The 26,769-nt window shown below is 72.3% G+C and carries 24 protein-coding genes; 11 read left to right on the top strand and 13 right to left on the bottom strand.

The window, feature by feature from the left end; translation table 11 throughout:
- The first annotated feature begins 25 nt into the window (after positions 1-25).
- Entirely contained in the window at positions 26-2,065 is a 2,040-nt protein-coding gene (locus ACZ58V_RS33750) for a hypothetical protein (RefSeq protein ID WP_471294873.1), read from the top strand.
- A gap of 1 nt (position 2,066) precedes the next feature.
- Here ACZ58V_RS33750 and ACZ58V_RS33745 read toward each other — a convergent pair whose 3' ends face one another.
- Entirely contained in the window at positions 2,067-3,059 is a 993-nt protein-coding gene (locus ACZ58V_RS33745; protein WP_471294870.1) for a LysR family transcriptional regulator, read from the bottom strand.
- A gap of 172 nt (positions 3,060-3,231) precedes the next feature.
- Between ACZ58V_RS33745 and ACZ58V_RS33740 the strand changes: the two genes are divergently transcribed.
- The gene (locus ACZ58V_RS33740) at positions 3,232-4,353 is read left to right on the top strand and encodes a PrpF domain-containing protein (protein WP_405506121.1); all 1,122 of its coding nucleotides are present in this window, start codon (positions 3,232-3,234) and stop codon (positions 4,351-4,353) included.
- A 102-nt stretch (positions 4,354-4,455) separates the two neighbouring features.
- Positions 4,456-5,709, top strand: coding sequence for an SLC13 family permease (locus tag ACZ58V_RS33735; RefSeq protein ID WP_468194023.1), 1,254 nt, complete (start codon positions 4,456-4,458; stop codon positions 5,707-5,709).
- Between the two features lie 103 nt (positions 5,710-5,812).
- On the opposite strand, the gene murQ is transcribed toward ACZ58V_RS33735, so the two are convergent.
- Positions 5,813-6,745 carry an N-acetylmuramic acid 6-phosphate etherase gene (gene murQ, locus ACZ58V_RS33730; protein WP_471294867.1) on the bottom strand — a complete coding sequence of 311 codons (933 nt, stop codon included), beginning with the start codon at positions 6,743-6,745 and terminating at the stop codon, positions 5,813-5,815.
- Between the two features lie 61 nt (positions 6,746-6,806).
- Positions 6,807-7,721, bottom strand: coding sequence for a MurR/RpiR family transcriptional regulator (locus ACZ58V_RS33725; protein ID WP_468194027.1), 915 nt, complete (start codon positions 7,719-7,721; stop codon positions 6,807-6,809).
- A 56-nt stretch (positions 7,722-7,777) separates the two neighbouring features.
- On the opposite strand from ACZ58V_RS33725, the gene ACZ58V_RS33720 reads away from it, so the two are divergent.
- On the top strand, positions 7,778-8,158 hold the full coding sequence (locus ACZ58V_RS33720) for a hypothetical protein (RefSeq protein WP_468194029.1): 381 nt from the start codon (positions 7,778-7,780) through the stop codon (positions 8,156-8,158).
- Between the two features lie 7 nt (positions 8,159-8,165).
- Entirely contained in the window at positions 8,166-8,453 is a 288-nt protein-coding gene (locus ACZ58V_RS33715; protein ID WP_468194032.1) for a DUF4031 domain-containing protein, read from the top strand.
- On the opposite strand, the gene ACZ58V_RS33710 is transcribed toward ACZ58V_RS33715, so the two are convergent.
- The 5 genes from ACZ58V_RS33710 to ACZ58V_RS33690 form a co-directional block, all read right to left on the bottom strand.
- Positions 8,423-9,481 carry a GNAT family N-acetyltransferase gene (locus ACZ58V_RS33710; RefSeq protein WP_468194594.1) on the bottom strand — a complete coding sequence of 353 codons (1,059 nt, stop codon included), beginning with the start codon at positions 9,479-9,481 and terminating at the stop codon, positions 8,423-8,425. The genes ACZ58V_RS33715 and ACZ58V_RS33710 overlap by 31 nt on opposite strands.
- Before the next feature lie 34 nt (positions 9,482-9,515).
- Positions 9,516-10,178: an HD domain-containing protein gene (locus ACZ58V_RS33705; protein WP_471294865.1), complete on the bottom strand. Its 663-nt coding sequence runs from the start codon at positions 10,176-10,178 to the stop codon at positions 9,516-9,518.
- A gap of 147 nt (positions 10,179-10,325) precedes the next feature.
- On the bottom strand, positions 10,326-10,532 hold the full coding sequence (locus tag ACZ58V_RS33700; RefSeq protein WP_468194038.1) for a hypothetical protein: 207 nt from the start codon (positions 10,530-10,532) through the stop codon (positions 10,326-10,328).
- 31 nt (positions 10,533-10,563) lie between these two features.
- Positions 10,564-11,910 carry a type III PLP-dependent enzyme domain-containing protein gene (locus ACZ58V_RS33695; RefSeq protein ID WP_471294864.1) on the bottom strand — a complete coding sequence of 449 codons (1,347 nt, stop codon included), beginning with the start codon at positions 11,908-11,910 and terminating at the stop codon, positions 10,564-10,566.
- A 228-nt stretch (positions 11,911-12,138) separates the two neighbouring features.
- Positions 12,139-13,797: a helix-turn-helix domain-containing protein gene (locus ACZ58V_RS33690; RefSeq protein ID WP_471294861.1), complete on the bottom strand. Its 1,659-nt coding sequence runs from the start codon at positions 13,795-13,797 to the stop codon at positions 12,139-12,141.
- A 138-nt stretch (positions 13,798-13,935) separates the two neighbouring features.
- Here ACZ58V_RS33690 and ACZ58V_RS33685 point away from each other — a divergent pair, with 138 nt between their 5' ends.
- The 4 genes from ACZ58V_RS33685 (at position 13,936) to ACZ58V_RS33670 (ending at position 17,895) form a co-directional block, all read left to right on the top strand.
- Positions 13,936-14,613 (top strand): maleylpyruvate isomerase family mycothiol-dependent enzyme, encoded by a 678-nt coding sequence (locus ACZ58V_RS33685; protein ID WP_471294859.1) that lies wholly within the window; start codon positions 13,936-13,938, stop codon positions 14,611-14,613.
- Positions 14,614-14,750: 137 nt separating this feature from the next.
- Positions 14,751-15,449, top strand: a complete 699-nt coding sequence (locus tag ACZ58V_RS33680; protein WP_468194048.1) for a copper homeostasis protein CutC — start codon at positions 14,751-14,753, stop codon at positions 15,447-15,449.
- Between the two features lie 127 nt (positions 15,450-15,576).
- The gene (locus ACZ58V_RS33675; RefSeq protein ID WP_471294856.1) at positions 15,577-17,127 is read left to right on the top strand and encodes a BTAD domain-containing putative transcriptional regulator; all 1,551 of its coding nucleotides are present in this window, start codon (positions 15,577-15,579) and stop codon (positions 17,125-17,127) included.
- Positions 17,128-17,154: 27 nt separating this feature from the next.
- Positions 17,155-17,895, top strand: coding sequence for an SDR family NAD(P)-dependent oxidoreductase (locus ACZ58V_RS33670; protein WP_468194054.1), 741 nt, complete (start codon positions 17,155-17,157; stop codon positions 17,893-17,895).
- A gap of 4 nt (positions 17,896-17,899) precedes the next feature.
- On the opposite strand, the gene ACZ58V_RS33665 is transcribed toward ACZ58V_RS33670, so the two are convergent.
- The gene (locus ACZ58V_RS33665; RefSeq protein WP_471294854.1) at positions 17,900-19,945 is read right to left on the bottom strand and encodes a HelD family protein; all 2,046 of its coding nucleotides are present in this window, start codon (positions 19,943-19,945) and stop codon (positions 17,900-17,902) included.
- A 283-nt stretch (positions 19,946-20,228) separates the two neighbouring features.
- Here ACZ58V_RS33665 and ACZ58V_RS33660 point away from each other — a divergent pair, with 283 nt between their 5' ends.
- Positions 20,229-20,450: a hypothetical protein gene (locus ACZ58V_RS33660; protein WP_468194058.1), complete on the top strand. Its 222-nt coding sequence runs from the start codon at positions 20,229-20,231 to the stop codon at positions 20,448-20,450.
- On the opposite strand, the gene ACZ58V_RS33655 is transcribed toward ACZ58V_RS33660, so the two are convergent.
- Entirely contained in the window at positions 20,447-22,090 is a 1,644-nt protein-coding gene (locus tag ACZ58V_RS33655) for a DNA repair helicase XPB (protein WP_468194061.1), read from the bottom strand. The genes ACZ58V_RS33660 and ACZ58V_RS33655 overlap by 4 nt on opposite strands.
- 163 nt (positions 22,091-22,253) lie before the next feature.
- On the opposite strand from ACZ58V_RS33655, the gene istB reads away from it, so the two are divergent.
- Positions 22,254-23,513 (top strand): IS21-like element helper ATPase IstB, encoded by a 1,260-nt coding sequence (gene istB / locus ACZ58V_RS33650; RefSeq protein WP_471294851.1) that lies wholly within the window; start codon positions 22,254-22,256, stop codon positions 23,511-23,513.
- Here istB and ACZ58V_RS33645 read toward each other — a convergent pair.
- The 3 genes from ACZ58V_RS33645 to ACZ58V_RS33635 all read right to left on the bottom strand — a co-directional run bounded on the left by ACZ58V_RS33645 (position 23,491) and on the right by ACZ58V_RS33635 (position 26,631).
- On the bottom strand, positions 23,491-23,682 hold the full coding sequence (locus tag ACZ58V_RS33645; protein WP_468194067.1) for a hypothetical protein: 192 nt from the start codon (positions 23,680-23,682) through the stop codon (positions 23,491-23,493). The genes istB and ACZ58V_RS33645 overlap by 23 nt on opposite strands.
- Positions 23,683-23,778: 96 nt before the next feature.
- Positions 23,779-23,910: a hypothetical protein gene (locus ACZ58V_RS33640; protein WP_267944178.1), complete on the bottom strand. Its 132-nt coding sequence runs from the start codon at positions 23,908-23,910 to the stop codon at positions 23,779-23,781.
- A 165-nt stretch (positions 23,911-24,075) separates the two neighbouring features.
- Positions 24,076-26,631 carry a helicase-associated domain-containing protein gene (locus ACZ58V_RS33635; protein ID WP_471294847.1) on the bottom strand — a complete coding sequence of 852 codons (2,556 nt, stop codon included), beginning with the start codon at positions 26,629-26,631 and terminating at the stop codon, positions 24,076-24,078.
- Positions 26,632-26,769: the final 138 nt, after the last annotated feature.

The raw sequence follows: 26,769 nt of genomic DNA, 5'->3' as shown, positions 1-26,769 counted from the left end.
TCTTTTCCCCAGAGGAAGCCTCTTCATGACGTTCCGTTGGTGGTGCGGTGTCCTGCGCGTGCGCGGGAAGACCGACCTTTTTCTCGTGTTCCTGTTCGCCGTCGGATTCGCCGCACTGCCCGTGTTCGCGCTGATGCCCTCGTTGTGGGGCTTCGCGGTCGCCTCGGCGGTGAGTTACGCCGTGGACGAGGTGCTGCACACGCGCTCGCCCGCCTTCGTGCGGCGGCTGGCCGCGTTGCAGCTGACCCGCACGATGCGGTTCGCCGTGCGCACGGTGATGCTGCTCGCCCTCGCCGACCGGATGAACGCGCCGGCCGCGGTGCTGGTGGCCGCGCTGGCCGTGTTCAGCGCCCATTTCACGCTGGTGATCCTGTACACGGCCATGCATCACGCCATCCGGCGGCGGCGCACGCTCCCGGTGGTGGTGCGCAACCTCGACATGAGCGGGGCGGGCGTTCCGCAGTCCCCGCCCGCCTTCCTCTACCGGCGTTTCCTGCGCAAGCTGCTGCATCTCGACGTGCCCGCGCACGCGGGGCTGCTCGGCGCACTGGCGGTCGGGGAATGGGCCGCGGCGGGCGTCGGCTTCGCGCTCACGGCCGGGCTGGCCGTGGCGGCCGTGGGGGCGCTGCTGGGGCAGCTGCGCCGGGCCCGCCGGATGCCGTCCGGGGACGAGGTGATCGCCGAGGTCAACCGGCAACTCGCCAGGTACCGGCCGGAGGTGGCGCTGTACTTCAGCTTCGCGTCCGTGTCCCGGGACTTCATGTACCAGGTCAACATGTGGATCGAGACGCTGGAGCAGCTCGACCGGCGGCCGTTGATCATCCTGCGGGAGCGGGCCTCGTTCCGCTATCTGAGCCGTACGCGTATTCCGGTGGTGTGCGTGCCGAAGGCGGACGACGTGGCGCAGCTGGAGCTGCCCGAGCTCCGGGTCGTGCTGTACCCCGGCAACGCGGGCAAGAACGTGCACATGCTGCGCGTCGCCGAGGCCAAGCACGTCTTCATCGGGCACGGCGACAGCGACAAGCTCGCCAGCAGCAACCGGGTGAGCAAGGTGTACGACGAGATCTGGGTGGCCGGGCGGGCCGGGCGGGACCGGTACCAGCGGGTGCGGCACGCCATCAGTGACGAGGCGATCGTCGAGGTGGGCCGTCCGCAGCTGTCGTCGATCCGGCTGCACGCGGACCAGGTGCCCGGGCCGCTGCCGACCGTCCTGTACGCGCCGACCTGGGAGGGCTGGAGCGACGACGACTGCCACACGTCGCTGATCCCGATGGGCGTGACGCTGGTGGAGAAGCTGCTCGCGGAGAACGTACGGGTCGTCTACAAGCCGCATCCCCTCACCGGCAAGCGCTCACGGGCGGCGGCCGAAGCCGACCGGGCCGTACGCGCGTTGCTGCGCGCCGACAACGAGCGACGGGACGCCGAGCAGGCCGAGGCCGCGATCACCGCCGCCCGGCCGCGGCTCGCGGAGATCCAGGCCCGGCTCGGCGAACTGTCGGGGCGGCTCGCCGGCGACGACGCCCAGCAGACCCGTGAGGCGCGTGTGCCCGAGGCGGGCGGGGAGGCCGAGTGGCAGGCGCTGCGCGCTGAGTGGCACCGGATCTTCTGGGCGAGCCGGGGCCCCGCCCGGCACAACGTCGTTCTCGGGCAACTGCCCACGCTCTACGAGTGCTTCGACCAGGCCGACATCCTCATCAGCGATGTCTCGTCCGTGGTCGCGGACTTCGTGGCGAGCCTCAAGCCGTACGTCCTGACCAACGCGCACGATCTGCCCGACGAGGACTTCCGGGCGGCCTACACCACGGCCGGGGGCGCGTATCTGCTGGACCGGTCCTGTGCCCGGCTGCCGGAGATCCTCGACTCGGTCCGCGCCCCGCTCCACGACCCGATGGCATCCGAACGCCGGGTCCTGAAGGACTACGTCCTCGGCCCGGACCGCCCCACCTCCATGGAGCGGTTCAACGCGGCGGTCAACGTCCTGGCCGAGAGGTCGGCGGCGGAGCAGGACGAGCGGCTCGGGGACGGGCAGCGGGTGGCGGTGGGGGTGTCCGAGGAGGCGGCGTAGATCAGGTGTCCCCGGGGTCGGGCCGCGTCACGCGCCCCTGCCCACCCCGTCGCACCGCGCCGAGCTGGGTACGGTCCAGGTCGGCGCCGGTGAACTTCTGTGCCACGGCACGCAGGACGCCGGCCATGGCTTGGGCGGGCGGTGTGGCTTCGCGTGCTGCGGCGCGGGCGAGCAGGATGCGGCGGGTGGGGGCGGGAACGTCGGATCCGAACGGCAGCAGGCGGACGTCGCTGCGGCGGCTGGTGAGGGCGAGCCGGGGTGCGAGGGCGATGCCGAGGCCGGCCGCGACCATGGCCTGGGCTTCCTGGTAGTCGTGTGAGGCGTAGGCGATGCGCGGTTCGAACCCGGCCCGGTGGCAGCTGCGGCGCAGGACGTCGGCGACGGGGTGGTTGTCGGCGCGGGTGATCCACTCCTGGTCGGCGAGATCGCTGAGGCGTAGCGAGGGCAGGGTGCGCAGCGGGGAGTCGGCGGGGACGACCAGGACGGTGGGGTCGTCGAGGAGGTGGGTGAGAGCGAGGGCGTCGTCGTTGACGCGGTTCCACTCGTAGTCCCAGAGCAGCGCCTTCTCGACCTCTCCCGTGTGCAGCATCTCGCGCAGCTGGTCGAGGACTCCGGCGCGTACGACGGTCCGTACTCCGGGGTAGCGGCGACTGAACCGGGTGAGGGCGAGCGGCAGCAGCGAGGCGCTGGCGGTGGGGAACGATCCGAGCCTGAGCGTGCCCTGGTCCAGGTCGGTGAAGGCGTCCAAGTCGGCTTCCGCGGCCCTCAGTTCGCGGCGGATGGTCTGACCGCGCTCGGCCAGGGCGGCGCCCGCGGGGGTGGTGCGGATGCCGCGCGGCAACCGTTCGATGAGGGGCTGTCCGGCCTCCCGTTCCAGCTGGGACATCTGCTGGGAGGCGGCGGACGTGGTCATGCCCAACGCCTCCGCGGCGGCGGTGAGCGAGCCGCGCTCGGCGGCCTCGGTGAGCAGCAGCAGGCGGCGTACGTTGAGCATGCCTGCGAGTTTAGCTGCACTTAAGTGAGGTGAAGAAAACTGCCATTGTGCCCAAGTCTCGCGGCTGCGAAGGTCTTCGCATTCGCCGGAGCGGTTCACCGGGGCGCAACGCACCCGTAACCGTCCGCCCCGGCCTTCCCCTTCGCTTTGTGACCCAGGAAGAGCCTCAGCTGTGCACATTCCCGCGACCTTGGTCCGTGGCGGCACCAGCAAGTGCTGGTTGTTCAGCCAGGTCCATGTCCCCACCGACCGCAGTGCGCTGGAGAAGCTGCTGGTCGCCGCGTACGGCTCCACCGACCCCGTGGAACTGGACGGGGTGGGCGGAGCGACACCCACCACTTCCAAGGCGGCCGTCGTCGGCGTTTCCCCCGCGCCCGGTGTGGATGTCGACTACCTGTTCGCGCAGATCGGCATCGGCACCGGCACGATCGAGTGGACCAGCAACTGCGGAAACTGCGCCACCGGCATCGCCTTGTACGCAGTCGCGAAAGGGCTGGTGCCCATCAGCGGTGACCGGACTCGCGTGGTGATGCGCAACAGCAACACCGGCGCCGTCATGGAAGGGGTGGTGGACACCACCGGCGGTGTAGTACATCACTTCGGTGACCAGACCGTGCCCGGCACACGGGCCGGCGGCGTGGCGGTCGGCCTTACCTTCCTGAGCCCGGCCGGCAGCACCACCGGCTCGCTGCTGCCCACCGGGCGGGCGGCCGAAGAGCTACGACTCGGCACCGCGGAGCCGCACCAGGTGACCATGGTGGACGCGGGTGCCCCCGTGGTCCTCGTGGACGCCCGCGGCGCCGGACGCTCCGGGGCCGAGTCCCTGGAGCAGGTCCGTGCCGACGTGCCCTGGCTGCGCGCGGTCCGCCACGCGGCCGCGCCGCTGATGGGACTGCTCACCCCGGGCCAGGAGCCCGGTGACGCGGTGCCCAAGGTGGGCCTGGTCGGACCCCCGGTGCCGTACACCACCACGCTGGGCGAGCCGGTCGCCGCAGAGGACTACGACGTCTCGGTACGCATGCTCACCATGAACGCCCCGCACCCGGCGATCGGCCTCACCTCCGCGGTCGCCGTCGCGGCCGCGGGCCTGCTGAAGGACACCGTGGTTTCCCGGGCCGCGGGCGGGCCGACCGGTGAGTGGCTGCGCCTGGGCACCCCCGCCGGCGTCGTGGCCGTCCGCTGCTCGGACCCGCGCGACGGCGTCCCGGACCGCGTCACCGTGCAGCGGGCTGCCCGGCTGCTCGCCGACGCACGCATCTACGTACCGGAATCAGGAGCACGCAAAGCTGCCTGAACCGGGATGAATCGCCCTGGACGGTCCCCCAGCCGTCGCCCCGGGGCAGCCCCGCGCCCCTAGGGCGCGCCCTCCCGTCCCCTCCCCGCACCAAGGACAAAGATGTCTCCTGAAGTGATCTCCATAGGCGCACTGCTGGTGATGTTCGTGGTCGGTACCGTGCTCCCGATCAACCTGGGCATTCTCGCCTTCGTCGCGACCTTCACGGTCGGAACCGCCTCACTCGGCCTCACCGAGGACGAGATCTTCGAGGGCTTTCCGGTGGAGCTGTTCCTGACGATCGTGGGAGTCACCTACCTCTTCTCCGTCGCCCGCCGCAACGGCACCATCGATCTGCTCGTCGCGGCGGGAGTACGCCTGGTCCGCGGGAAGGTCGCGCTCATCCCCTGGGTGCTGTTCCTGGTCGCCGCACTGCTGACGGCGTTCGGCACGTTCACCCCCGCCGCCGTGGCGATCCTCGTGCCGGTCGCGATGAACTTCGCCTACCGCTACAAGCTGAACCCGCTCGTGGTCGGCATGATGGTGATCAGTGGCGGCCACGCCGGCGCGTTCTCGCCGCTCGCCGTCTCCGGTGCGCTGGTGCTCGGCATGGTCGACAAGACCGGGCTGCACGTCTCTCCCGTCGCCCTGTTCACCGCCAGTTTCGTGATCAACCTGCTGCTGTCGCTCCTTACGTACGTCCTGCTGGCCAAACGCCCGGCCCCGCTGCTCGACCAGGACGAGACGGCGGACGAGGACGAGGACCCCGCCGTGTCCGGCAGGCCCGACTGGCGGCAGTGGCTGACCCTCGCCTGCCTGCTCGGCCTCGTGGTGGGCGCGCTCGGCTTCCAGCTGGAGATCGGCTTCCTGGCCCTGGTCGCGGGCGCCCTGCTGGCGCTGGTGGACATGAAGAGGCAGGAGAAGGCCGTCGACGGCATCAGCTGGGCCACGCTGCTGCTGGTCGCGGGCATGATGACGTACATCGCCATGCTGGAGAAGGCCGGGGTGATCGAGGAGATCTCCGAGCACGCCGCCAACCTGGGTGCGCCGCTCGTCGTCGCCCTGTTCCTGTGCTTCACCGTGGCCGTCACCTCGGCCTTCGCCTCGTCCACCGCGATCCTCACCGCGATCATCCCCATCGCCGTGCCGCTGCTGCTCTCCAGCCACCTCAGCGCCGCCGGACTGATCGCCGCCCTCGCCGTGTCCACCACCATCGTCGACACCTCCCCCTTCTCCACCAATGGCGCCCTGGTCCTGGCCAACGCCCGTGGTGTCGACACTCGCCGCTTCTATCGCCAGGTCATCGGCTACACCGGCGGCATCGTCGCCCTCGGCCCCGTCGTCGCCTGGGGTGCGCTGGTCCTGCCCTGGTCGTAGCGCACGGGCGGCGACGGGACGCCGGAGGGCCACTGAGCGCGATCAACGTTCTCAGCGGCCCTCCGGTCCCACTGCCGGGATCGATCACGCATCGAGACGCGCCCTAGGAGCGTGAGTCGAGGGCCGCCCGCAAGTGCCCGTCGGATTCCTCCAGCAGCCGGGCCGCCGTAGGGCCGTCCACGTCGGCCAGGAGGGTGAGGATCGCGTTCTTCACCTCGCCGTCGGTGGCGGTCAGGGCCTGTTCGATCTCCTTGTCCTCGGCGCCGGTGGCGAGGGCGACGATGCGGTGGGAGCGGGCGCGGAGTTTGTCGTTCGACGCGCGGACGTCGACCATCAGGTTTCCGTAGGTCTTGCCCAGCCGGATCATCGTGATCGTCGAGAGCATGTTGAGGACGAGCTTCTGTGCCGTGCCGGCCTTCAGGCGGGTGGAGCCGGTGAGCAGTTCGGGGCCCACGACGATCTCGATGCCGTGGTCGGCGGCGGCCCCGAGCGGGCTGCCGGGGTTGCAGGCGAGGCCGACGGTGAGGGAGCCGCGGGTGCGGGCGTGCGCGACCGCGCCGAGGGCGTAGGGGGTGCGGCCGGACGCCGAGACGCCGACCACCGTGTCGTCCGGGGTCAGGCCCAGGGTCTCCAGGTCGGCCCGGGCCAGCTCCCGGGAGTCCTCCGCGCCCTCGACCGAGGTGACCATGGCCTCGGGGCCGCCCGCGATCAGGCCGACGACCCGGGAGGGGTCGGTGTTGAACGTGGGCGGGCACTCGGAGGCGTCCAGGATGCCCAGCCGGCCCGCCGTGCCCGCGCCCGCGTAGACGAGGCGGCCGCCCCGGGCCATCCGCTCCGCCACGGCGTCGATCGCGGCGGCGATCTGGGGCAGCCGTGCCGCGACGGCCCTGGCCACGGTGGCGTCCTCGCCGTTCATGAGCCGCGCGATGTCCAGGGTGGGCAGCCGGTCGATGTCCGCGAACTCCGGCCTGAAGGCCTCGGTGGTCAGGGACTCCAGCTCGGTTCTGAGGTCCCGGGGGTCGGAGGTGGAGGTCATGACGGCTCTTTCCGTGTCTTCCCGTGTCGTCCCGTGCTTTTCGGTGCCGGCCGGGGCCCGCTCAGGAACGGTGCCGGTGGGCCAGTGCCTCGTACGACGCCGAGAGCGCCGGCGCCGCTGTCTCGTACGTCCGTTGCGCCACCCCTATGAACAGGCAGTCCACCACAAGGAGCTGGCCGGTCCGCGACGACATCGCCGCCGGACGGAGTTCACTCTCCCGCGCGGTGGACGTGGTGAGGACGTGATCGGCGTACTGCGTCACCGGCCCGTCCGGGCGGCCCGTGATCGCCACGGTCGTCGCGCCGCGCTCGAAGGCGACCCGCAGCGGCTCGATGACGTCCCCGGTCGACCCCGAGTGCGTGATGGCGATCGCCACGTCACCGGCCCGCAGCTGCACCGCGTTCGTCACGGCCAGATGCGGGTCGCTGTGGGCGTGGGCCATCAGCCCTATGCGCAGCAGCTTCTGCGTGAGGTCCTGGGCGACCAGGCCGGACGCCCCGACGCCGTACACATCGGTGCGGCGGGCCGCGACCAGCGCGGTGACGGCGGCGCCCAGCTGGACGGTGTCGAGGCCGGCGGCGGTGTCGGCGAGGGTCTGCTGTTCGTCGTAGGCGAGCTTCGCGACCACGTCGGCGATCGGGTCGTCGACCGCGATGTCCGTCGTGATGGCCGGGGCCCGGCCGGACTGCTGCTGGGCGGCGAGGCCGGCGAGGGCGAGGCGCAGGTCCCGGTAGCCCGGATAGCCGAGCAGGCGGGCGGTGCGTACGACGGTCGCCTCGCTGGTGCCGGTGAGTTCGGCGAGGCCGGTGACCGTGAGGGCCGCGCAGCCGGCCGGGTCGCCCGCGACGGCCTCGGCGACGCGCTGCATGGAACGCGTCATCGACGGGGCCAGGGTGCGGACCTTCGCCGCGAGGGCGGCGGGGGCGGGCGGGGTGCCGAGCGTGCCGACGAAAATTTCCTTCACTCTGCGGGTCACCACTGAAAGATATTTTCGGCTCGGTGCCGGGGTCAAGAGTGCGCACAATGGGGTGCATGGAGCCCATCACCCCCCTGGAGCAGACGCTGCACGCCGCGCGTGCCCTGGTACTGGCCGACCTCGTCGCGGGACGCGTCGCCGAGGCGGATGTCGTGTCCCTGGTCGAGGAGGCCGTCACGCAGCGGCGGTGGTGGGTCGAGCAATGGCCGGAGGGCGCGCCGTACGTGGCCGGTCTGGTCGCGCAGGACGTACAGGACGCCCTGCTGGAGCGGTACGGCCGCTGGCCGCTGTGCCCGGTGTGCGGCACCGGCGACCCGCACGCGCTGGACGTGGACCCGGTGCTGGGGGCCGACCCGCACTGGGTGTGCGGCGAGGCGGGCGTGAAGGTCGCGGCGGTCGGGTCGCTGAGCGACGCCCTCGGCGGGGCGTCCTCGTGAGGCCCTGGTGACGATCTACATCGACCCGCCGGCCTGGCCCGGGCACGGCCGCATGTGGTCCCACCTGATCAGCGACGTCTCGTACGACGAACTGCACAGCTTCGCCGAACGCCTCGGCGTGCCCCGGCGGGCCTTCGAACGCGACCACTACGACATCCCCGCCCAGCGGTACGCCGACGCGGTGAACGCCGGTGCCGTGGAGGTCAGCAGCCGCGAGGTGGTGCGGCTGCTGTACGGGGCGGGGCTGCGGCGGCCCAAGGGCCTCTACCGCTCGCCGGGTTCCCGCAGCTCGTAGGTCACCTGCTCGGTGTCCTCCGCGACGGCCGTGAATCCGGCGCGGGTGAGGACGCCCCGCGAGGGCGCGTTGTCCCGCTCGACGTTCGCGACCACGATCCGCACCTCGTCCCGGGCCAGGGCCCACGCCGACAGCGCGCGCAGCGCCTCGGTGGCGTAGCCGTGCCCACGGGCCGCTTCGACCAGGTCGTAGCCGATCTCGACCCGCCCCGCCTCGTCGGGAACGGCGTGGAACCCCATGGCGCCGAGCGCCTGGTCGTCCTCGCGGCGGACCAGCACGTACATGCCCCACTCCGGCAGGTGGACCCCGTCCTCGTACTGCTTGAACACCAGTCCGGCGCCCACCCGGGTGCCCTCGGCCGGGCTTCCTCCGAGCCACTCGAAGCAGCCGCCGTCACCGACCGTGGCAAGGTCGTCGGCCACCGCCGGGGTGACGCCCTCAAGGGTGAGCCGTTCGGTGTCGATCACCAGGTTGTTGTTCCACCGCCACTCGGTGACGGGCGCCCGCCCCGGCAGCTCACCCCGGCCGGTGGCCCACAGCAGGGTCTGCCAGGGGGTCGGTCCGGGCTGGACATGCGGAAAGATCCGCCTGAGGACGAAGTCGCACAGCTCGGAGTCCGCCTCGTACGCCACGCCCAGCCCCTCGGCGATGTCGTGCGTGTGCAGCAGCACCTCGGCCGTGCCCATCGCCGCGAACCCCTCACGGTTCGCGCTGCGGAACGGATACGGATGGAAGGCCCGCACCTTGCGCGGCGTCGTCCGGATCGCCGCCGCGAACAGAGCCCCCGTCGTCCTGATCACCCGCAACGCACCCGCGTTGTCCGTCCCCTCCTCCAGCGAGATCTCGAAGGGCGTGTATCCCTCGGTCTCCCGCCCCGCCAACTGCCCCGCGTACGCGATGAGATCCTCGGCGATGTGCACGGCCGTCTCCCGGCAGCTCCATGTCACCCGCCCGGCCGGTGTCCCCTCCCAGTCCCGGCCGGCGACCGCCCCCAGCAGCTCCGCACACTCCTCGACGGCCTGCTCCACCTGTTCCGCGCCTGTTGTCCACATGGTGGGGAGGCTACGAGGGGGAACGGGGGGAGAGCGACAGCATTTCCAGCTCGGCGGTGAGGTTGTAGCGGGCCGTCGCCTCCCACGTCGCCGCTCCGTGCGGGGTCCTGAACAGCCTCGGCAGGGCGAGGAGTTGGCGCAGGATCGTGGCGCGGCCCGTGCGGAAGGCGTCGTTCGGGACGAAGTGGTACTCCTCGCGGACGGCGGTGGTGTAGGCCGCGTACGCCGACGGGGGCGAGGCGAGGATGGCCAGGTCGGCGTCGCACAGGACCTGGCCGTCGGGGTCGTCGTCGGCGGGGTCGTGGGTGACGGTGAGGCGGACCAGGCGGGCCACCTCGGCGGTCTTGGTGGCGGGGACACCGGCCTCCGCGAGGGCGCGTTCGGCGAGGCGGGCGGAGCGTTCCTCGTTCTCGGAGCGGTCGGGGAGGTAGACCGCGTCGTGGAACCAGGCGGCCAGCCGCACCACGTCCAGGTCGTGCGCGTGCCGCTCCAGTACGTCGATGTGACCGAGGACCGCCGTCAGGTGCTCGACCGTGTGGTAGCGGCGCTGGGGCTCCTGCCAGCGGGTGAGCAGGTTGTCCGCGTACGGCGCCGGGTCGGGGCCGCCGGCCGGGCCCCGGGCTCCTTCCAGGGCGCGGGCGAAGCGGGTGCGCAGGGTGTCGGGATCGGCCATGGAGTCATTCTCCGCTGACCGGGCTGGAACCCCAAGATCCTCATGAGTCTTCCAGGGCCTGTCGTTTGGATCAGGTCGCGGGGAATCGGCGGCACCTTGTCAGCGCCGGTGAGCCCCGCGTCTGCGGCGTGATCCAAACGACAGGCCCTAGTCGATGATCTGGTTGAAGAACACGACGGCCATGGCGCTCGCGCCGCTGCCGACGCTGACCGCTAGGGGCCAGGCGTTGCCGGCCAGGCACGACAGGACGGCGGCACCGACGCCGACCAGTGCGGCCAGCAGGAACACCATGGCGGCGCGCTGACTGATCAGGGGCCCGTTCCCGTCGCCCTTCGTGCGGTTTCCGTGTTTCACCCGGGTGCTCCTCGCTGCCTCTCGTGGGGCGTCAGCGACGTACGAGACCGCTGGGCCGGGGGGTGGGCACGGCGGCCCGGCCCGCCGGGGCCGGCACCTCGTAAGGGTCCTGGGCCGGTCGGAAGAGTTCGAAGGCGACCTGGCCGTCCGCGCCGACCCGTACGCCGTACACGGCCGGCTCCGGCAGGCTGTTGTAGTGGAACGGCGTCGAGAAGTAGTAGGCGCCGGTGTCCGGGAGCAGGACGATGTCGCCCGGTTCCAGCCGGGGCAGTGCGCGGTCGCGTGCCAGCAGGTCGCCGGAGAAGCAGGCCGGGCCTGCGATGTCCTGCCGGACGGGGCTGCCGTGTTTCGCCCGGCCACTCGGGTCGTGCGCGGTGATCCGCAGGGGCCAGGACTCCGGGGCGAACACCGTCCGGGTGGCGACCTGCACTCCGGCGTGGGTGAGGGCGATCGGCCGGCCACCGGCGGTCTTGGTGTACTCGACGTAGGCGGCCATGAAGCCGTTCTTCGCGAGGATCGAGCGTCCGAACTCGGTGACGATCGCGTACCTGCCGGAGAACAGGTCGGGCGCGTGTTCGGCCAGCAGCGCGACGTAGGTACCGAAGCCGGGGGTGACCTCGTCGCCGGCGAAGTTGACGGGCAGCCCGCCGCCGATGTCGATCCCGGTCACCTGCGGCCCTCCCGCCGCCCGGTTGACCTCCTCCGCGAAGGCGACGGCCTCCGCCACCCCCTGGGCCATGAGGTCCAGCGGGCATCCCTGCGATCCGGCGTGCGTGTGCACCCAGGTCAGCCAGGGACGTTCCCGGAAGGCCCGCAGCAGTTCCCGGCGGCTCCGCGGGTCCGAGAGCGGGATGCCGAACTTCGACGTCCGCGTGGCCGTGCTCATCGCGGCGATGCTCCCCCCGCCCACCTGGGAGTTGACGCGTACGCCGATCTGCGACACGGGGGCGCGTCCGGCGAGGATCGCGTCGATGCGGTCCAGTTCCTGAAAGCTGTCCACATTGATCGTGACGCCCAGGTCGAGGGCCCATTCCAGATCCGTACGGTGCTTGACCGGCGAGTCGAACACGATCCGCTCCGGTGGGAAGCCCGCCGCGAGCGCCCCGGCCAGTTCGCCACCCGTCGCCACTTCACAGCCCATGCCGTGGCGTTCCAGCTCCGCCAGGACGGGCACCAGGCTGTTCGCCTTCGCCGCGAAGGCGTGCAGGGCGGAGAGCGAGCGGGGGAACGCCGCGTGCAGGCTGCCGACCGTCGCCGCGACGCCGTCGAGGTCGACGAACCCGGCGAGCAGGGACCGCTCGGGATTCAGCAGTCCCTGCCGTACGGCCGCTCGCAGGATCTGCTCACGCCGGTCGGCGGAGTCGGTGAAGCCGGTCATGGTGTCTCCCGTGGGGGCCGTGTGCGGACGCCCGGCGGACCCGGGCTGGTTCCCAGGCTGCCCGGGTCCCCGGGGAGACGTCTTCGTGGAGAACGCTGAGGTGCCGGCGCGGGGACCGGGGCCGTGGTCAGGGTCCGGGGCCGGGCCGCACCGCGGTTGTGCGCGGCGACGAAGTCCGGGCCGAGCCATGGTGCGGACGGCCGAAGAACGGGGGACCCACCGAGCCGGTCAGTGACCGGCGCCGTCGGTGTCGCGGTCGAGCAACCGCAACTGGAGCTCGGCGAACAGCCGGGCGTCGGGACTGTCCAGGGCGATCCCGGAGACCTCGACGATGCGGCGGATCCGGTAGCGCAGGCTGTTGGGGTGCAGGCACAGGGAGCGGGAGGCGGCCGGCACGTCCCCGAAGTGGTCGAGGTACACCCGCAGAGTCCGCAGCAGGCAACTCCCGCTGTGCTCCGCGTCGAACGCCGCCAGCCGCGCCACAGGGGTCCCCGGCGGCAGCGGCACCGCCCGCAGCGCGTCCATGACTTGCATGAGGCCGACCGTCTCCGCGACATCCTCGGTACGGGCGACCACACGCGGCCCTTGTGCTGTCGTCAGCGCGGCGAGGGCCAGCTCGGCCGACCGGCGGGACACGGGCAGCTCCGCCAGCCCCGCGGCCAGGTCGCCCAGACCGACCCGCACGGTCGTCCCCAGGGTGGCCGACACCTGCCCCGCCACCGACGTCCCCAGCTCCTCCACCTGCGCCTGCGCCCGCTGTTGTTCGCGGTCCAGCGCGCCCAGCACCACCAGCATCGCTCCGTTCACCCGCACGACGACGGCCCGGTAGCCGTGTGCGGAACAGAGCAGCGCCAGCACGTCGTGCAGTCGTGACGCCTCGGCGCTTTCCTTGTGAGTCCCGGCGTGTACGGCGAGGACGGCGCAGTTCCCGGTCTCCGGCAGCGAGGCCCGCTCGGCCAGCACCGCCACGGGCCCACGCCCTTCCAGCACCGCCCGCGCCGCGTCCTCCAGCAGACGGGTGTCCGCACCGCGCGTACGGTGGTGCAGCAGATGCGGAGCGGCCGCCCGGGTGGCCGCGCGCAGCGCCTCCGAGGCGTTCGGGGCGAGGGGGCGGCCCCCGACCGCCGCCACCCAGATGGACCCCAGCACCTCGCCGCCCGCCCGTACCGCCGCCACCAGCCGCTCGGGATCCGCCCCGCGGGCCGGCCGGTGGAGGACATCGTTTCTCCCCCACAGCGCCCGGAAGAACCCGGCCTCCCGCATCGCGTCGACCCGCCACGCCGGGACGCGGCGCCCGAGGATCGTCAGCCGCCGCAGCTCGTCGACGTCCTCCTCGGTGTCGGTGGAGGAGTAGGCCAGCACCTGGGACTCCATGTCCTCGATCGTCACGGCGCCCCCGACCAGCGCGGCCACCGCGTCCGCCAGCCCGTTGAGATCACCGAGGGGCACGCCCCGCGTGGTGAGGCCAGGGGGAAGTCCCGCCGAGGCGAGCCCTGCCCGCAGTACGCCCATCAACTGGTCCCAGGAGCACCAGGACGTACGGAACAGCACAGCCGTACCGGCTTCTTCGGCCGATTTCCGGAGTGCGGGGGCGGTTCCCTCCACCGTGCCCGGGCCGAAGACCACCCCTGCGGCGCCGCCCTCTCCGGCCCGCCGCACCACGTCCACGGCGTGGGCCGCCCGCGCGTCGACACCGACGGCGAGCAGCAGTTCGCGCGGTCGGACGCCGGGCTCCAGCGCGTCGAGCACGGTGACACCGGCGACGGGCACCTCGAGCCCACCCGGCGCCACGTGCAACTCCAGTGCCCCGGAGCCGACCACCGACAGCAGGCCCTCCAACGTCACCTGCGACGCGGCGGCGGCTCCCCACTCCGGTAACGGGTCCATCCCCACGAGCGCCCCCTGCTCCCCGTTGGTGAGGACCGTACGACACCACACAAACGCCCGGCGCTCAACGGCGCACAGCCGCACGGGCGGGCGCAACGGGTTGTCGCCCCTCACCGGCGTCCCACTTAGCGTGGGTGCATGACGACTCCTGCTGATGTGCACGACGTACGGGACCCCGAGCAGCCCGGGCGGCTGCTCACGATCGAGCGTGACGCGCTGATCCCGCTGCTGCGGGGCAGGGCCGAGGAGGACTTCGCACGGCCCGTGGCCGCGTGTCCGGGCTGGACGGTGCGGGACGTGCTGGCGCACTGCTCGTCCGCCCTGACACGGGTGGTGGAGGGCAGGTTCGAGGCGGGCGTGTTCTCGCCCGAGTCGAACGACCAGGACATCGCGGAGCGGGAGGGCTGGAGCAACGCGCAGGTCGTGGGGGAGCTGGAGCGCGGGCTGGGCGAGGCCGGGGCCGTGATCGCCGGGGCGGACGGGAAGCTGGACGGCCTCGCGCTCGGGGAGTGGGTGCACGCCGGGGACGTGCGCGAGGCACTCGGGGAGCCGGGGGCGTACGGCGGGGCGGGGCTGCCGGACGCGCTCGCGCTGCTCGCCCGGATCACCCGTGAGCGGGGCCACGTGTCGCTGCACGCCGACCTCGACGACCTGGACGAACCGCTGCGGCTGGGCGAGAGCGACGGGGAGCGGCCCCCGGGGCGTTTCATCGGGGACGGGCCGACCCTGGTACGGCTGTACACGGGGCGGCCGGTCGACGCGGGCGCGTACGAGCTGGCCGGGGTGGAGGCGAAGGAGCTGAACATCTTCGGATGACCGAGAGAAGACCCCGAGAGAAGACCCGAGGGGAGGGGTGAAGGGGCCGGCCCACGGGAAGTAGTCTGGATTGGACTAGACCTGTGGGTGGGTTGCGGCCGCCCTCGACGCCGATGAATGCCGATGAATGGGGCCCCATGAGCAAGCGTGCAGTCCTGGAGGTGATCGCCCTCGGGGTCGAGGACGCGGTCGCCGCCCAGGCGGGAGGCGCGGACCGCCTCGAGCTGGTCACCGACATGGCGGCCGACGGGCTCACCCCGTCGGCCGGGACCGTCGCCGGGATCCGCCGGGCCGTCGACCTCTCGCTGCGGGTGATGCTCCGGCTCACGGACGGTTTCGCGGCGGGGGACGCCGACCGGCTGGTCCGGGTGGCGGGCGAGCTGCGGGAGGCCGGGGCCGAGGAGTTCGTGCTCGGGTTCCTCGACGCGGACGGCGGCGTGGACCTGGCGGCAGTGGAGCGGGTCGTCGCGGTGCTGGACGGCTGCCCCTGGACCTTCCACCGCGCGATCGACCGGGCCGCCGACCGGGACGCCCTGCGCAAGCAGCTGGACGGGATGCCGGGGCTCGACACGTACCTCACCGCCGGATCGGCCGACGGGGTCGACGACGGGCTTTCCGTACTGCTCGCGGAGGCGGCCCGCCGAGGAGAGCCGGGGTACGAGCAGCACCTGCTGGTGGGGGGCGGGCTGCGGCTCGACCATGTGCCGACGCTGCTGGCGGCCGGGGTCGACGGCTTCCACATCGGCGGAGCGGCCCGGCCGGAGGGCTGGGAGGCGCCGGTGTCGGCGGAGGCCGTCGCGCGGTGGCGGACCGCCCTGGACGCCGCCCCCGCGTGACCCCGGACGTCAGACCCGTTCACCGGGTTCGGCCAACCGGCCGTGCCTGCCGATCGTTCGGGAGACACAGGGAAGCAGGGCATGTGCCCGGGCGTTGTGCTGCTGCATGAGCCTGCGCTTCTCACTGATGGGTCCGGTACGAGCCTGGCGCGACGAAGAGGAGATCGAACTGGGGCCGCGCCAGCAGCGGGCGGTGCTGGCGGCGTTGCTGCTGAACAACGGCATCCGGCTGAGCAACGACCAGTTGATCGGCATGGTCTGGGACGACCCGACGCCGAGCGCGGTGATGGCACTGCGGACGTACGTGTACAAGCTCCGCAAGACGCTGCCGGAGCTGAACCTGAAGTCCCAGGACGGCGGGTACACGGCCCGCGCGGAGATCGTCGACGACTGCCGAGGCGAGCCGTTGGAGGGCCTCCGGAGTGCCTACTTCGATGCGCAGCGGGTGCGGCTCGGCGACTACCGGCTCAAGGCGCGGGAGGACTGCCTCGAACGCGAGCTCGACGTGCTGGAGCTGCAGAAGCACGTCGCCGCCTTCCCGCTCAGGGAACGACCGCGCGCTCTCCTGATGCGCGCGCTCTACCTGGAGGGCAGGCAGGGCGAAGCACTTGACCACTTCCACCAGGTGCGCGCACTCCTCATCGAGGAGCTCGGCCTCGAACCAGGGCCGGAGCTGCGCAAGGTCCACGCGCAGATCCTCAACGGCGACCTCACCCTGCCGCGCAGGCCGGAGCAGCTGGTGCCGGATCTGGTCGACTTCACCGGCCGCGCCGAGGAGATCGCGCAGGCTCTCCGGACGCTGCCGGGCACCGTGGGCATCACCGGTATGCGGGGCAGCGGCAAGACCGCGCTGGCCACCCGGATCGGCCACCTCGTCAAAGGACGCTTCCCGGACGGGCAGATCTTCGTCAGGGGCAGGGACGTCGCGGGCGAGCTGTTGCGCGCGGTCGGCGTGGAGAACCCCGTCGGCGACAAAGCCGCGCTGTGGCGGGAGAAGGCGCGCGGCAAGCGGTTCCTGGTCGTGGTCGACGACGTGCGGGACGCGGCGACCGTGCGCGATCTCGCCACGCCCGGCTCGGCGATGATTCTCACGAGTGTCCGCCGGTTGCACGAGCTGCCGGGGGTGACCTGGCTGAAGATCGCCGGGCTGACCGAGCGGGAGGCGCGGGAGTTCTTGCGCAAGGCCCTCGGCCCGGTACGCGCGGACGCGGAACCCGAGCAGGCCGAGGTGCTGCTGGAACGCCTCTCGCGACTGCCGCACCCGATCAGGGTGATCGGCGGCAAGCTCAGCTCGCGTCCGCACTGGACGATCGAGATGGTCTTGCTGCAGATGGAGCGGGACAGCGGGCTCGCCGACGTGATCCCGTCCGACTGCGCCGCGATGATGGCCCCGTTGATCGCGGCCGAGAAGCAGCTGAGCGATCCGGAACGGCGCATGCTCATGTGCTTCGCGCGCCAGGACGCCGAGGTGATCGACAGTCACAAGGCGGCGGAGATGTCCGGGGCCGACGCCGGCGAGATCGAGCTGGTGCTGGAGTCGCTCGCGGGCGTGCATCTGATCGAGCCGCTCGTACTCGGCCGCTACCGGCTGCCGCGGTTCGTGCGCCTCTGCTTCGGGCTGCGGGCGGCGGCCTCATCGCGACCTGACCAGGCCGTATATGCCGAAATTATGCTCTGACGATCTGGCGCGGCCAAGTTGGCAGACATGACAACCAAGGAACTTCAGGACAAGAAGGCACTCGTCACCGGCGCCACGTCGGGCATCGGCCGCGCGATCGCGGTCAAGCTCGCGGAGGCGGGTGCCACCGTCTACGTGACCGGGCGCAGGGCCGAACTCGGCAAGGAGACCGTCGAGCTGATCGAGCAGGCGGGCGGGACGGGCCACTTCGTCGTCGCGGACGTCGCGAACATCGACGACGTACGCAAGCTCGCCGAGGAGGTCGGCGAGGTGGACGTGCTCGTGAACAACGCGGGCGTCTTCCCGTTCTCGACGACCCCCGAGCAGCCGCTCGACAGCTACGAGCAGGTGTTCGACATCAACGTCCGTGCCACCTACTTCCTGACGGCCGCGCTCGTGCCGGCCATGGTGGCCAGGAAGAAGGGCGCGATCGTCAACGTCTCGTCGGTCGCCGCGCAGATCGGCACCCCGGTCGGCTCCGTCTACAACGCCTCCAAGGCCGCGATGGACGCGCTGACCCGGTCGTGGGCCGTCGAGTTCGGCGCGGCGGGCGTTCGCGTCAACTCCGTGGCACCCGGCCCGATCCGCACCGACATGGCCGTCGGCACGGTGGGCGAGATGTTCGACGAGTTCAGCCAGAACACACCGCTCACCCGCGCCGGCGAGCCCGAGGAGATCGCCGAGGCCGTGGCGTTCCTGGCCTCCGACAAGGCCAGCTACATCACCGGCGCGGTGCTCGCCGCCGACGGGGGCTACGTCGCGACCTGAGCGGTCAGGGAGATGCCAGCTGCGGCGGCAGCCCGGCCGCATGCGTGACGATCAGACCCGACACCGCTCGTGTCAGCGCCACGTACAGGCGCCGCAGCCCTGTCCGTTCGTCCGGCTCGCCGTCGACCACGGCCCGCGGCTCGTCCAGGACCACGTAGTCGTACTCCAGACCCTTGGCGAGTGACGCCGGGACCAGGGTCAGGCGGGTCTCCTGCGTGGTCTCCTCGCCCGGGCCGAGGTACGGGATCCCGGCCTCCGCCAGGGCCCGTGCCAGCTCCGGGACCCGGGCGTCCGCCGCGATCAGGCCGGTCGAGCCCTCGTTGCGCAGCAGCTCGCGGCAGGCCTCGACGACGTCGGTGGTCGCGGGGGCCGCCCGGACCTCGAAGTGGCCCGGGTTCTCGCGGATCGACACGACCGGGGTGAGGCCCGGGGCGATGTGCGGCAGCAGCCGGGAGGCGTAGGTGATGACGTCCGTCGGCACGCGGAAACCGGCCGTCAGCTCCTCCACCAACGCGTCCTGCTTGCCCAGGTGGGTCAGCGCCTCCTGCCAGTCGCGCGTCGCCCAGGGCGTGGTGCCCTGCGCCAGGTCGCCGAGGACGGTCGCGCTGCCGGTGGTGCAGCGGCGGCCGACCGCCCGGTACTGCATGGGGGAGAGGTCCTGCGCCTCGTCGAGGACGACATGCCCGAGGGAGTGCGTGCGCTGGATCAGGTCGGTGGCCTCGTCGATGAGCACGGCGTCGGCCGTCGCCCACTTGGCGGACTTGACGCTGCGCGCCGGCTTCGCCCACAGGACCGCCTTCTGCTCCTCCTCATCGAGGATCCCTGCCGCGTGTTCGGCGAGGAAGTCCGCGTCCGACAGCAGGCGCAGCACCAGTTTCGCCGGGTCGACGGCCGGCCACACCGTCTTCACGGCCGCCTTGACCGCGCTGTTGCGCGCCACCGCGTCCTGTACCCGGTCGTCCGGCGCCTCGCCCGAGCGCTCCATCTGCACCAGCACGGCGTGCGCGATGCGCTGCGGCAGGGCCTCGCGGGCGGCGCCGTAGCGGATGTCGCGGTCGAGCAACTCGCGGACGATGGCCTCCAGTTCGTACTGCGCGACGCGCCAGCGGCGGGAGCCGCGCACGACCATGACCGGCTCGGTGGGCAGGGTGACGTGCGCGTAGAGGGCCCTGCGCAGCACCTGCGCCATGCGGGCGTCGCCCTTGACCACCGCGGCCGTCGCGTCGTCCGTGCCCTTGATCTCGACGTGCGCCACCAGGTCCTCGACGGTGGCCTGCTGGACGCTCAACTCGCCCAGCGCGGGCAGCACTTGCTCGATGTAGTGCAGGAAGGACCGGTTGGGTCCGATGACCAGGGTGCCGGTGCGGGCGAGGCGCTCGCGGTGGGCGTAGAGGAGGTAGGCGACCCGGTGCAGGCCGACGGCGGTCTTCCCGGTGCCGGGGCCGCCCTGCACGCACACCGAGCCGGAGAGGCCGGACCGCACGATCTCGTCCTGCTCGGGCTGGATCGTCGCGACGATGTCCCGCATCGGGCCGACACGCGGACGCTCGATCTCCTGCTGGAGGAGACTGCTGGTCTTCGCCGCCTCGGCCGGGTCCGACAGGTGCTCGTCCTCGTACGCCGTGAGGTCGCCGCCCGTGTAGCCGAAGCGGCGGCGCAGCGCGATGTCCAGCGGGTCCTTCTTGGAGGCCCGGTAGAACGGCTGCGAGACGGGTGCGCGCCAGTCGATCACCATGGGGTCGCCGTCGGCGTCGTGCACATGCCGCCGCCCGATGTAGAAGCGCTCGCCCTCCGCGCCCTCGGCCTGCTCGGCGCCGGGCGTGTGCAGATAGTCGAGCCGCCCGAAGAACAGCGGCGTGTCGCTGAGGTCGGCCAGCGCCTTGATGCGCTTCTCGATCTGGTGGTTCAGCGCCTCCGCGTTGACCCAGTTCGCGGTGACGTCGCTGATGTCGAGGGCCTCGACGTCCTCGCGCATGGCGCGCAGGGCGGAACGGGACGAGGCGAGGTGGGAGCGCTCACGGGAGAGCGGGTCGTCGACGGGCGTGGACAAGGGGGTGCCTCCGGAGGACCTGCTGAAGGGATGGCGGTGAGTTGCCGACCGGTTTCCGTCCGGTCGGCGGCGCTCCATTGAGGGAGGCGGGCAAGAGCGGAGATCTTAGAGGAGCCGGGGAGGCGACCGCCAACGGTTTTTCCCGTCCCTGTTCCTCATCCCCTAGGGGACGAGGCCCTCCTCCCTGAGGGGCAGGAGTCGGTCCGCAGGCGTACGGACGGAGTGCGCGGGTTCGGTCCCCAGACCGACGCGGGCTTTACGGGCGAAACCGCACCATGGAGACATGAGCGCAGCAACCCTCTCTCCTGCCCCCGCACCGGGCCGGCCGCCGGGTGCCACCGCCGTGACCGGCAGCCACCGCCACCGCCTCGGCGACGCCCTGCGCGCCGTCAAGGTCTTCGCGGGCGCCGCCTTCGACGTGATCATCCTCGGCCAGTACGGCGAGGAGGTCGGCGTGGTCCGCCACAAGCGAGCCGACGGACCTGCCGTTGCCCCCGGTTCCTAACTCTCGGCCAGCAGCTCGTCCGCGTCCACGATCCGGTACGCGTACCCCTGCTCCGCCAGGAAGCGCTGCCGGTGGGCCGCGAAGTCCTGGTCGATGGTGTCCCGGGCGACCACGGAGTAGAAGTGGGCCTGGTGGCCGTCCGACTTGGGGCGGAGCACGCGGCCGAGGCGCTGGGCCTCCTCCTGGCGGGAGCCGAACGTGCCCGACACCTGGATCGCGACCGTCGCCTCCGGCAGGTCGATCGAGAAGTTCGCGACCTTGGAGACCACCAGCACGCTGATCTCGCCCTCGCGGAAGGCGTCGAAGAGCTTCTCGCGCTGCGCGTTCGACGTCTCGCCCTTGATCACGGGCGCGCCCAGGTGCTCACCCAGCTCGTCGAGCTGGTCGATGTACTGGCCGATCACGAGGATCTGCTGCCCGGCGAAGCGGCGGACGATCGCCTCCGTGACCTTCCGCTTGGTCGCGGTCGTGGCGCAGAAGCGGTACTTCTCCTCCGTCTCGGCCGTGGCGTACGCGAGCCGCTCCGAGTCGGTCAGATTGACCCGGACCTCGACGCAGTCGGCGGGCGCGATATAGCCCTGCGCCTCGATCTCCTTCCACGGCGCGTCGAACCGCTTGGGCCCGATCAGCGAGAACACGTCCGACTCGCGGCCGTCCTCGCGGACCAGGGTGGCCGTCAGGCCGAGGCGGCGACGGGCCTGCAGATCGGCGGTGAACTTGAAGACCGGCGCCGGCAGCAGGTGCACCTCGTCGTAGACGACCAGGCCCCAGTCCCGCGAGTCGAACAGCTCCAGGTGCGGATAGACGCCCTTCCGCTTGGTCGTCAGCACCTGGTACGTGGCGATCGTGACGGGCCGGATCTCCTTGCGCGTCCCGCTGTACTCGCCGATCTCCTCCTCGGTGAGGGAGGTCCGCTTCACCAGCTCGTGCTTCCACTGCCGGGCGGAGACGGTGTTGGTGACGAGGATCAGGGTCGTCGACTTCGCCTGGGCCATCGACCCGGCCCCGACCAGCGTCTTTCCGGCGCCACAGGGCAGGACGACGACGCCGGAGCCGCCGTGCCAGAAGTTCTCGACCGCCTGCTTCTGGTACGGCCGGAGCGCCCAGCCGTCCTCGGCCAGCTCGATCGGGTGCGCCTCGCCGTCGACGTACCCGGCGAGGTCCTCGGCCGGCCAGCCCAGCTTCAGCAGGGTCTGCTTGATCTGCCCGCGCTCGGAGGGGTGCACGGCGACGGTGTCCGGATCGATCCGGGCGCCGACCAGCGGCGTGATCCGCTTCGACCGCAGGATCTCCTCCAGCACCGGCCGGTCGGTGGTCGTCAGGACCAGGCCGTGCGCCGGGTGCTTGGACAGGGTGAGCCGACCGTAGCGGTCCATCGTCTCGGCGATGTCGACGAGCAGCGCGTGCGGCACCGGATAGCGGCTGTACTCCACCAGCGCGTCCACGACCTGCTCGGCGTCATGGCCGGCCGCGCGCGCGTTCCACAGGCCCAGCGGGGTCACCCGGTAGGTGTGGATGTGCTCCGGCGCCCGCTCCAGCTCCGCGAAGGGGGCGATGACGCGACGGCAGTCGTCGGCCCGCTCGTGGTCGACTTCCAGGAGCAGGGTCTTGTCGGACTGGACGATCAGCGGACCATTCACACGCGGCACCCTTTCTGCGGCCAAACGTCCAGTGTGCCTGATCGACGCCGCCCGAGGGTGTGATCTGCGCTGCTGGAACGACACCGGTCCTACAGAATGCCTTTTCATCCCAACGTGTGGTGTGAATTCAGTTTTTCCGCGAGGGCCCGAAGAATGGCGAACCGTGCAGAATACGCCGACTACCACGCTCGGATACGCCCTGTTCGCCACCCGCTGGCTCCAGGCCCCGCTGTACTTCGGGCTGGTGGCCGCTCAGGGCGTCTACGTGTACAAGTTCTTCAAGGAACTCTGGACCTTAATCCTCATGTGCGTGAGCGGGCACGCCACCGAGACCTACGTGATGCTCGCCGTGCTCAAGCTCGTCGACGTCGTCATGATCGCCAACCTGCTGATCATGGTGATCGTCGGCGGCTACGAGACCTTCGTCTCGCGCATCGGCCTCCAGGGCCACCGCGACCAGCCGGAATGGCTCTCGCACGTCAACTCCAATGTACTGAAGGTCAAGCTCGCCACCGCGATCGTGGGCATCTCCTCGGTGCATCTGCTCCAGATGTTCGTGGACGTCCACCACACCTCCCACCACGCCTTGATGTGGGGGACGGTGATCCACATGGCGTTCATCGCCTCGGCGGCGATCCTCGCGTACATGTCGGGCCCGATGGCGGCGCAGAGCGATCGCGGACACGCGGATCGCGGCCATGCCGACCGCGGACACGCCGACCGCGAGCCGGCCGGGCACCCGCAGGTCACGCGCCCGCGGCCGGGCCAGGAGACCCCGGCGGTCACGCTGCCCCATCCCCGGCGGCCGGAGCCGGAGCCGGCGTCCCTGTCGGAACCGGACGCGGACGCCGAGGCCCGGATCCGCGCGGCCGGCTTCCCCGCCCGCAAGCTGCTGGAGGACTTCGACCAGCAGCATCCCCGGGGCTTCGACCGGGAGACCGTGGCCCGGCTCGGCAAGGCGGAGTTCGTCGCCGCCCGGCGCAACGTGGTGTTCGTCGGCCCGACCGGCACCGGAAAGACGCACCTGGCCGTCGCCCTGGGCGTGCGGGCCTGCCAGGCGGGGCACCGGGTGCTGTTCGCGACCGCCGCCGAGTGGGCCGCCCGGCTGTCCGACGCCCGGGCCGCCGGCCGGCTCGACGCGGAGCTGGCCGCCCTCGACGAACACCCCCTCCTGATCGTCGACGAGATCGGCTACACGCCCTTCGACGCGGCCACCGCCGGTCTGTTCTTCCAACTGGTCGCGCACCGCTACGAGCGTGGCTCGCTGATCGTGACCAGCGACCGCCCGCTCGGCCGCTGGGACGAGGTGTTCGGTACCTCCGCACCCGCGATGGTGGACCGCCTCGCCCATCACGCCGAGGTGGTCCGGCTGGAGGGCGACAGTTACCGGACGCGCCGCGCTACCGCAGCGTGGACAGACTGATGGTGTTGACCAGCGGGCCCTCAACGGAGACGCCTTCGCCCACCAGGGGTTCGGGGTGGACCGCCGGGATCGGCAGCGGCAGCGCGGGCGGGGCCGCCGCGGCCGAGGGCGCGAGCACGGCCACGAGGGCAGCGGCGGAGAGTACGACGGCGGGAAGCTTTTCACGCATGGCGGCAGGGCCTTTCACGGGCTGAGCGGTGAGGGACACAGCACCGCGGGCCGGCCCGGAAGGCGGGGCCAGCCCCGACGGGTGCGCGGAGGCGGATCAGATCTGCGGCGTCTCGATGACAAGGCCGGCGACATCGATGCCGACCGCCGCGGCCGGGGTGGCGAGACCACCGAACATCATCAGGGCGGCGGTGGCCAGGACGGCGGAGACTCGACGGACAGCGCGCATGCTGGGACTTCCTTTCGACGGTGCTCACAGGAACACCCGGTGGCTGCCCCCGGGCACAGCGCGTGATGCGGCACGCCCGGCAAGGTCGCCCAAGGGTGGGACATCCCCGGCGTGGCGTGCATGAACGCCGGCGTGCACCCGAACGGGTGAGACAACGCCCGGCTGTCAGCCCGCGTCGTCGGCGAGCTCCGCGACCCCGGTGATCCGGTGCAGCGGATACGTACGGACCTCGTCCGCCGTGTGGTCGTACGCCGTGACGAAGCCGCCCTCGACGCGGATGGGCGCGATGACCCGCTGGCTGGCGGTGCCCTCGGCGTTGACGTAGCCGATCCACAGGGCCTCGCCGGTCAGGACGGCGGCCTGCATGGTGGCGAGGGTCTCGGCGGAACCGGTGCGGGGCAGCTCGCCGTTGACCGCCGGGGCGGTGCCGGGCTTGCGCGGGGTGGTGGAGGCGAGGTCGCCGGCCCGGATGGCGCGCAGCGCCGCCGCGAGGAGGACGTCGTCGGGGACCGGCGGGCCGTCCGGCACCGGCTCGGGCGCCGTACGGGGCGGGGTGCGGTGGGCGAGGGCGCGGGTGATCAGCACATCGCCCTCGGCGGACTCGGCGGCCGGCGCGAACCCCATCGACCGCAGGCCTTCGAGGAGCCCCGCGGGGTCGGCCTGCGCGGCCAGCACGGTCGGGGCGAGCCGGCGCAGCCCCAGCCCGGCGGCCCGCTTGTCGGCGAGGATCTCGTTGAGCACCGAGTCGTCGTCGCATCGCACATACGCCGAGGCCGCGCCGACCCGCAGATGGCCGTGTCTGCGGGCCACGTCGTCGATCAGATAGGCGAGCGGCTGCGGCACCGGCGTACGGGAGTGCGCGGCGAGGAAGGCGTGCAGGTCGGAGGCGGCCTGCCCGGCGTCGAGCGCACGGCGCACCGACCCGGGCGTGAACCGGTAGACGGTGGCCCCGCCCTTGGACTCGACGTCCGCCAGCACCCCGAGCATGTCGGCGAGCGGGCGCCGCAGGGGCCCGGGCGCCACCGCGGTCAGGTCGGCCTGGAGCAGCACATGGTCCAGCGGCTCGGGCAGCTGGGGCGTGAGAAGCCGGGCCGCGGCGGCGGAGGCGACGGCCTGTTCGGCGGGGGAGAGGGGAGCGATCGGGGCGGGACGATGGTGGTGGTGATGGACGGGGAGTTTGTCTCCCGGACCGCTGTCTCCCGGGCCGGAGCCCTCCGCTTCGGGGTGGCGTACGGCCGCCGCCGCGCCCAGCAGGGCCCGGCCATGGGCCGACAAGGCGCCCCGGCCGGTGACGCCCAGCAGCTCCGCCTCGGACAGGGCCCACCGGGCGAGGCGGGTGCGCGGGTCGTCCTCGTGCTGCGCCCCGCGCAGGGGACGCTCCCAGCGCAGCCGGGCGAGCACCGACTCGGCGTCCGGAGCGGCCCCCTCCGGCAGCCCGGCCAGCAGCGCCAGCACCCGGTGCCGTACCTCGGGCGCCGCCGAACGGTCCAGGCCCGGCCCGAGCGCCGACAACGTACGGTCCTTCGCGTCCCGCCCGCCCACCAGCCCGGCCGTCCGGGTCGCCGCGAGCCACGCCGTGGCCAGCCGCGACCAGCGCTCGGCGGCGGGCGCCTCCAGCCACTCGTCGTAGGCCGGGGTCGCCGCGTACCGCTCGTCGGCCTCCCCGTCCGAGGCGATCAGGCCCGCCGCGTACGCCAGTTCCACCCAGAACGCGGCGACCGGCTCGGGCACGTCGAGCGCGACGGCGGTCCGCTTCAGGTCCCGCACGCTCAGCCCGCCGGCCCGCAGCACCGCGGGCCCGCCCTCGTCCCAGTCCTTCAGCAGCTCCTCGACGGTCGCCAGCGCGGTGTACGCCTGCCCGGCCGCCGTACTGTCCACAACCTGTGGACGATGGACGGCGACGGCCTCGACCACCGGCGGCACGGGCTCGGGCGTCCGGTGCGCCAGCCCCCGCCGCAGGTGCAGGGCGACCTCGCGCGGCAGGACGACCGTCCCCGGCGCCGTCGGCAGCAGCAGCCCCCGGTCCAGCAGCCAGCGCAGCCGCGCCGCCGGATCCGCGGTGACCTGCCCGTACGGCGGCCCCCACACCAGGCGATCGAGCACCTCCAGGGAGTCGGCCGGGGCGTCGGAGAGCAGCGCGGCCATCCGGGCCCGGTCCGTGAACAGGCCGGTGAGGGCGGTCACCGCGGAGACCGAGTCATGGGTCGAGGACAGCCCGGCGGTCGTGACGATCTCCTGGATCCGCCCCGGGGACATCCCGGCGGTGGCCTCCTGGACCGTCGGGCCGAGACCGGTCGGCGAGGGGTGCTGCGGCGCGGGAGCCAGCAGTTCACGTGCCGTGCGCACCAGCCGCAGCCGGTCGTCGCCGCCCCAGACCAGGGCCTGCTCGCGCAGGATGTCCAGGGCGTGCGGCAGGGCGGCGACGACGGCCGGGTCGGCGTCGTCCCCGGCGGTGAGCCCGAGCAGTTCGTCGTACGTCGCCGGTTCCGCCGCCACGGCCAGCGCCTCCGCCGTCTGCAGCGTGAACCGGTCCAGCCGCTCCAGGGCCCGTACGACCGAGGCGCGGGTACCGGCCCGGGTCGCGAGCTGGGTGAGGTCGGTCGGCACGGGCGTGATGAGGTCCGGGCGGCCGCGCAGGAGCGCGCCCAGCGCGGCATCGCCCCGCGCGCGGAGCGCTTCGGCGAGGGAGCGGGGGGCCGGGGGCCTGTCCTCGGTGCTCATCCGGTCCACGGTAGCGGGTCGCCTCGGGCGGCCGGGCCGACTGCGGGCCCGCTCGGCCCCGATCGCGGGACGGGCTTTTGGCCGACCTGCCGGGACTCGCGATACCGTCGTCCGACGGCGTCAGCCAACGCACCCGCC

This window comes from Streptomyces sp. NPDC040589 (genome assembly GCF_055594445.1).
The sequence above is the reverse complement of the archived record's forward strand: the minus strand, read 5'-3'. Positions and strand labels throughout refer to the sequence as shown.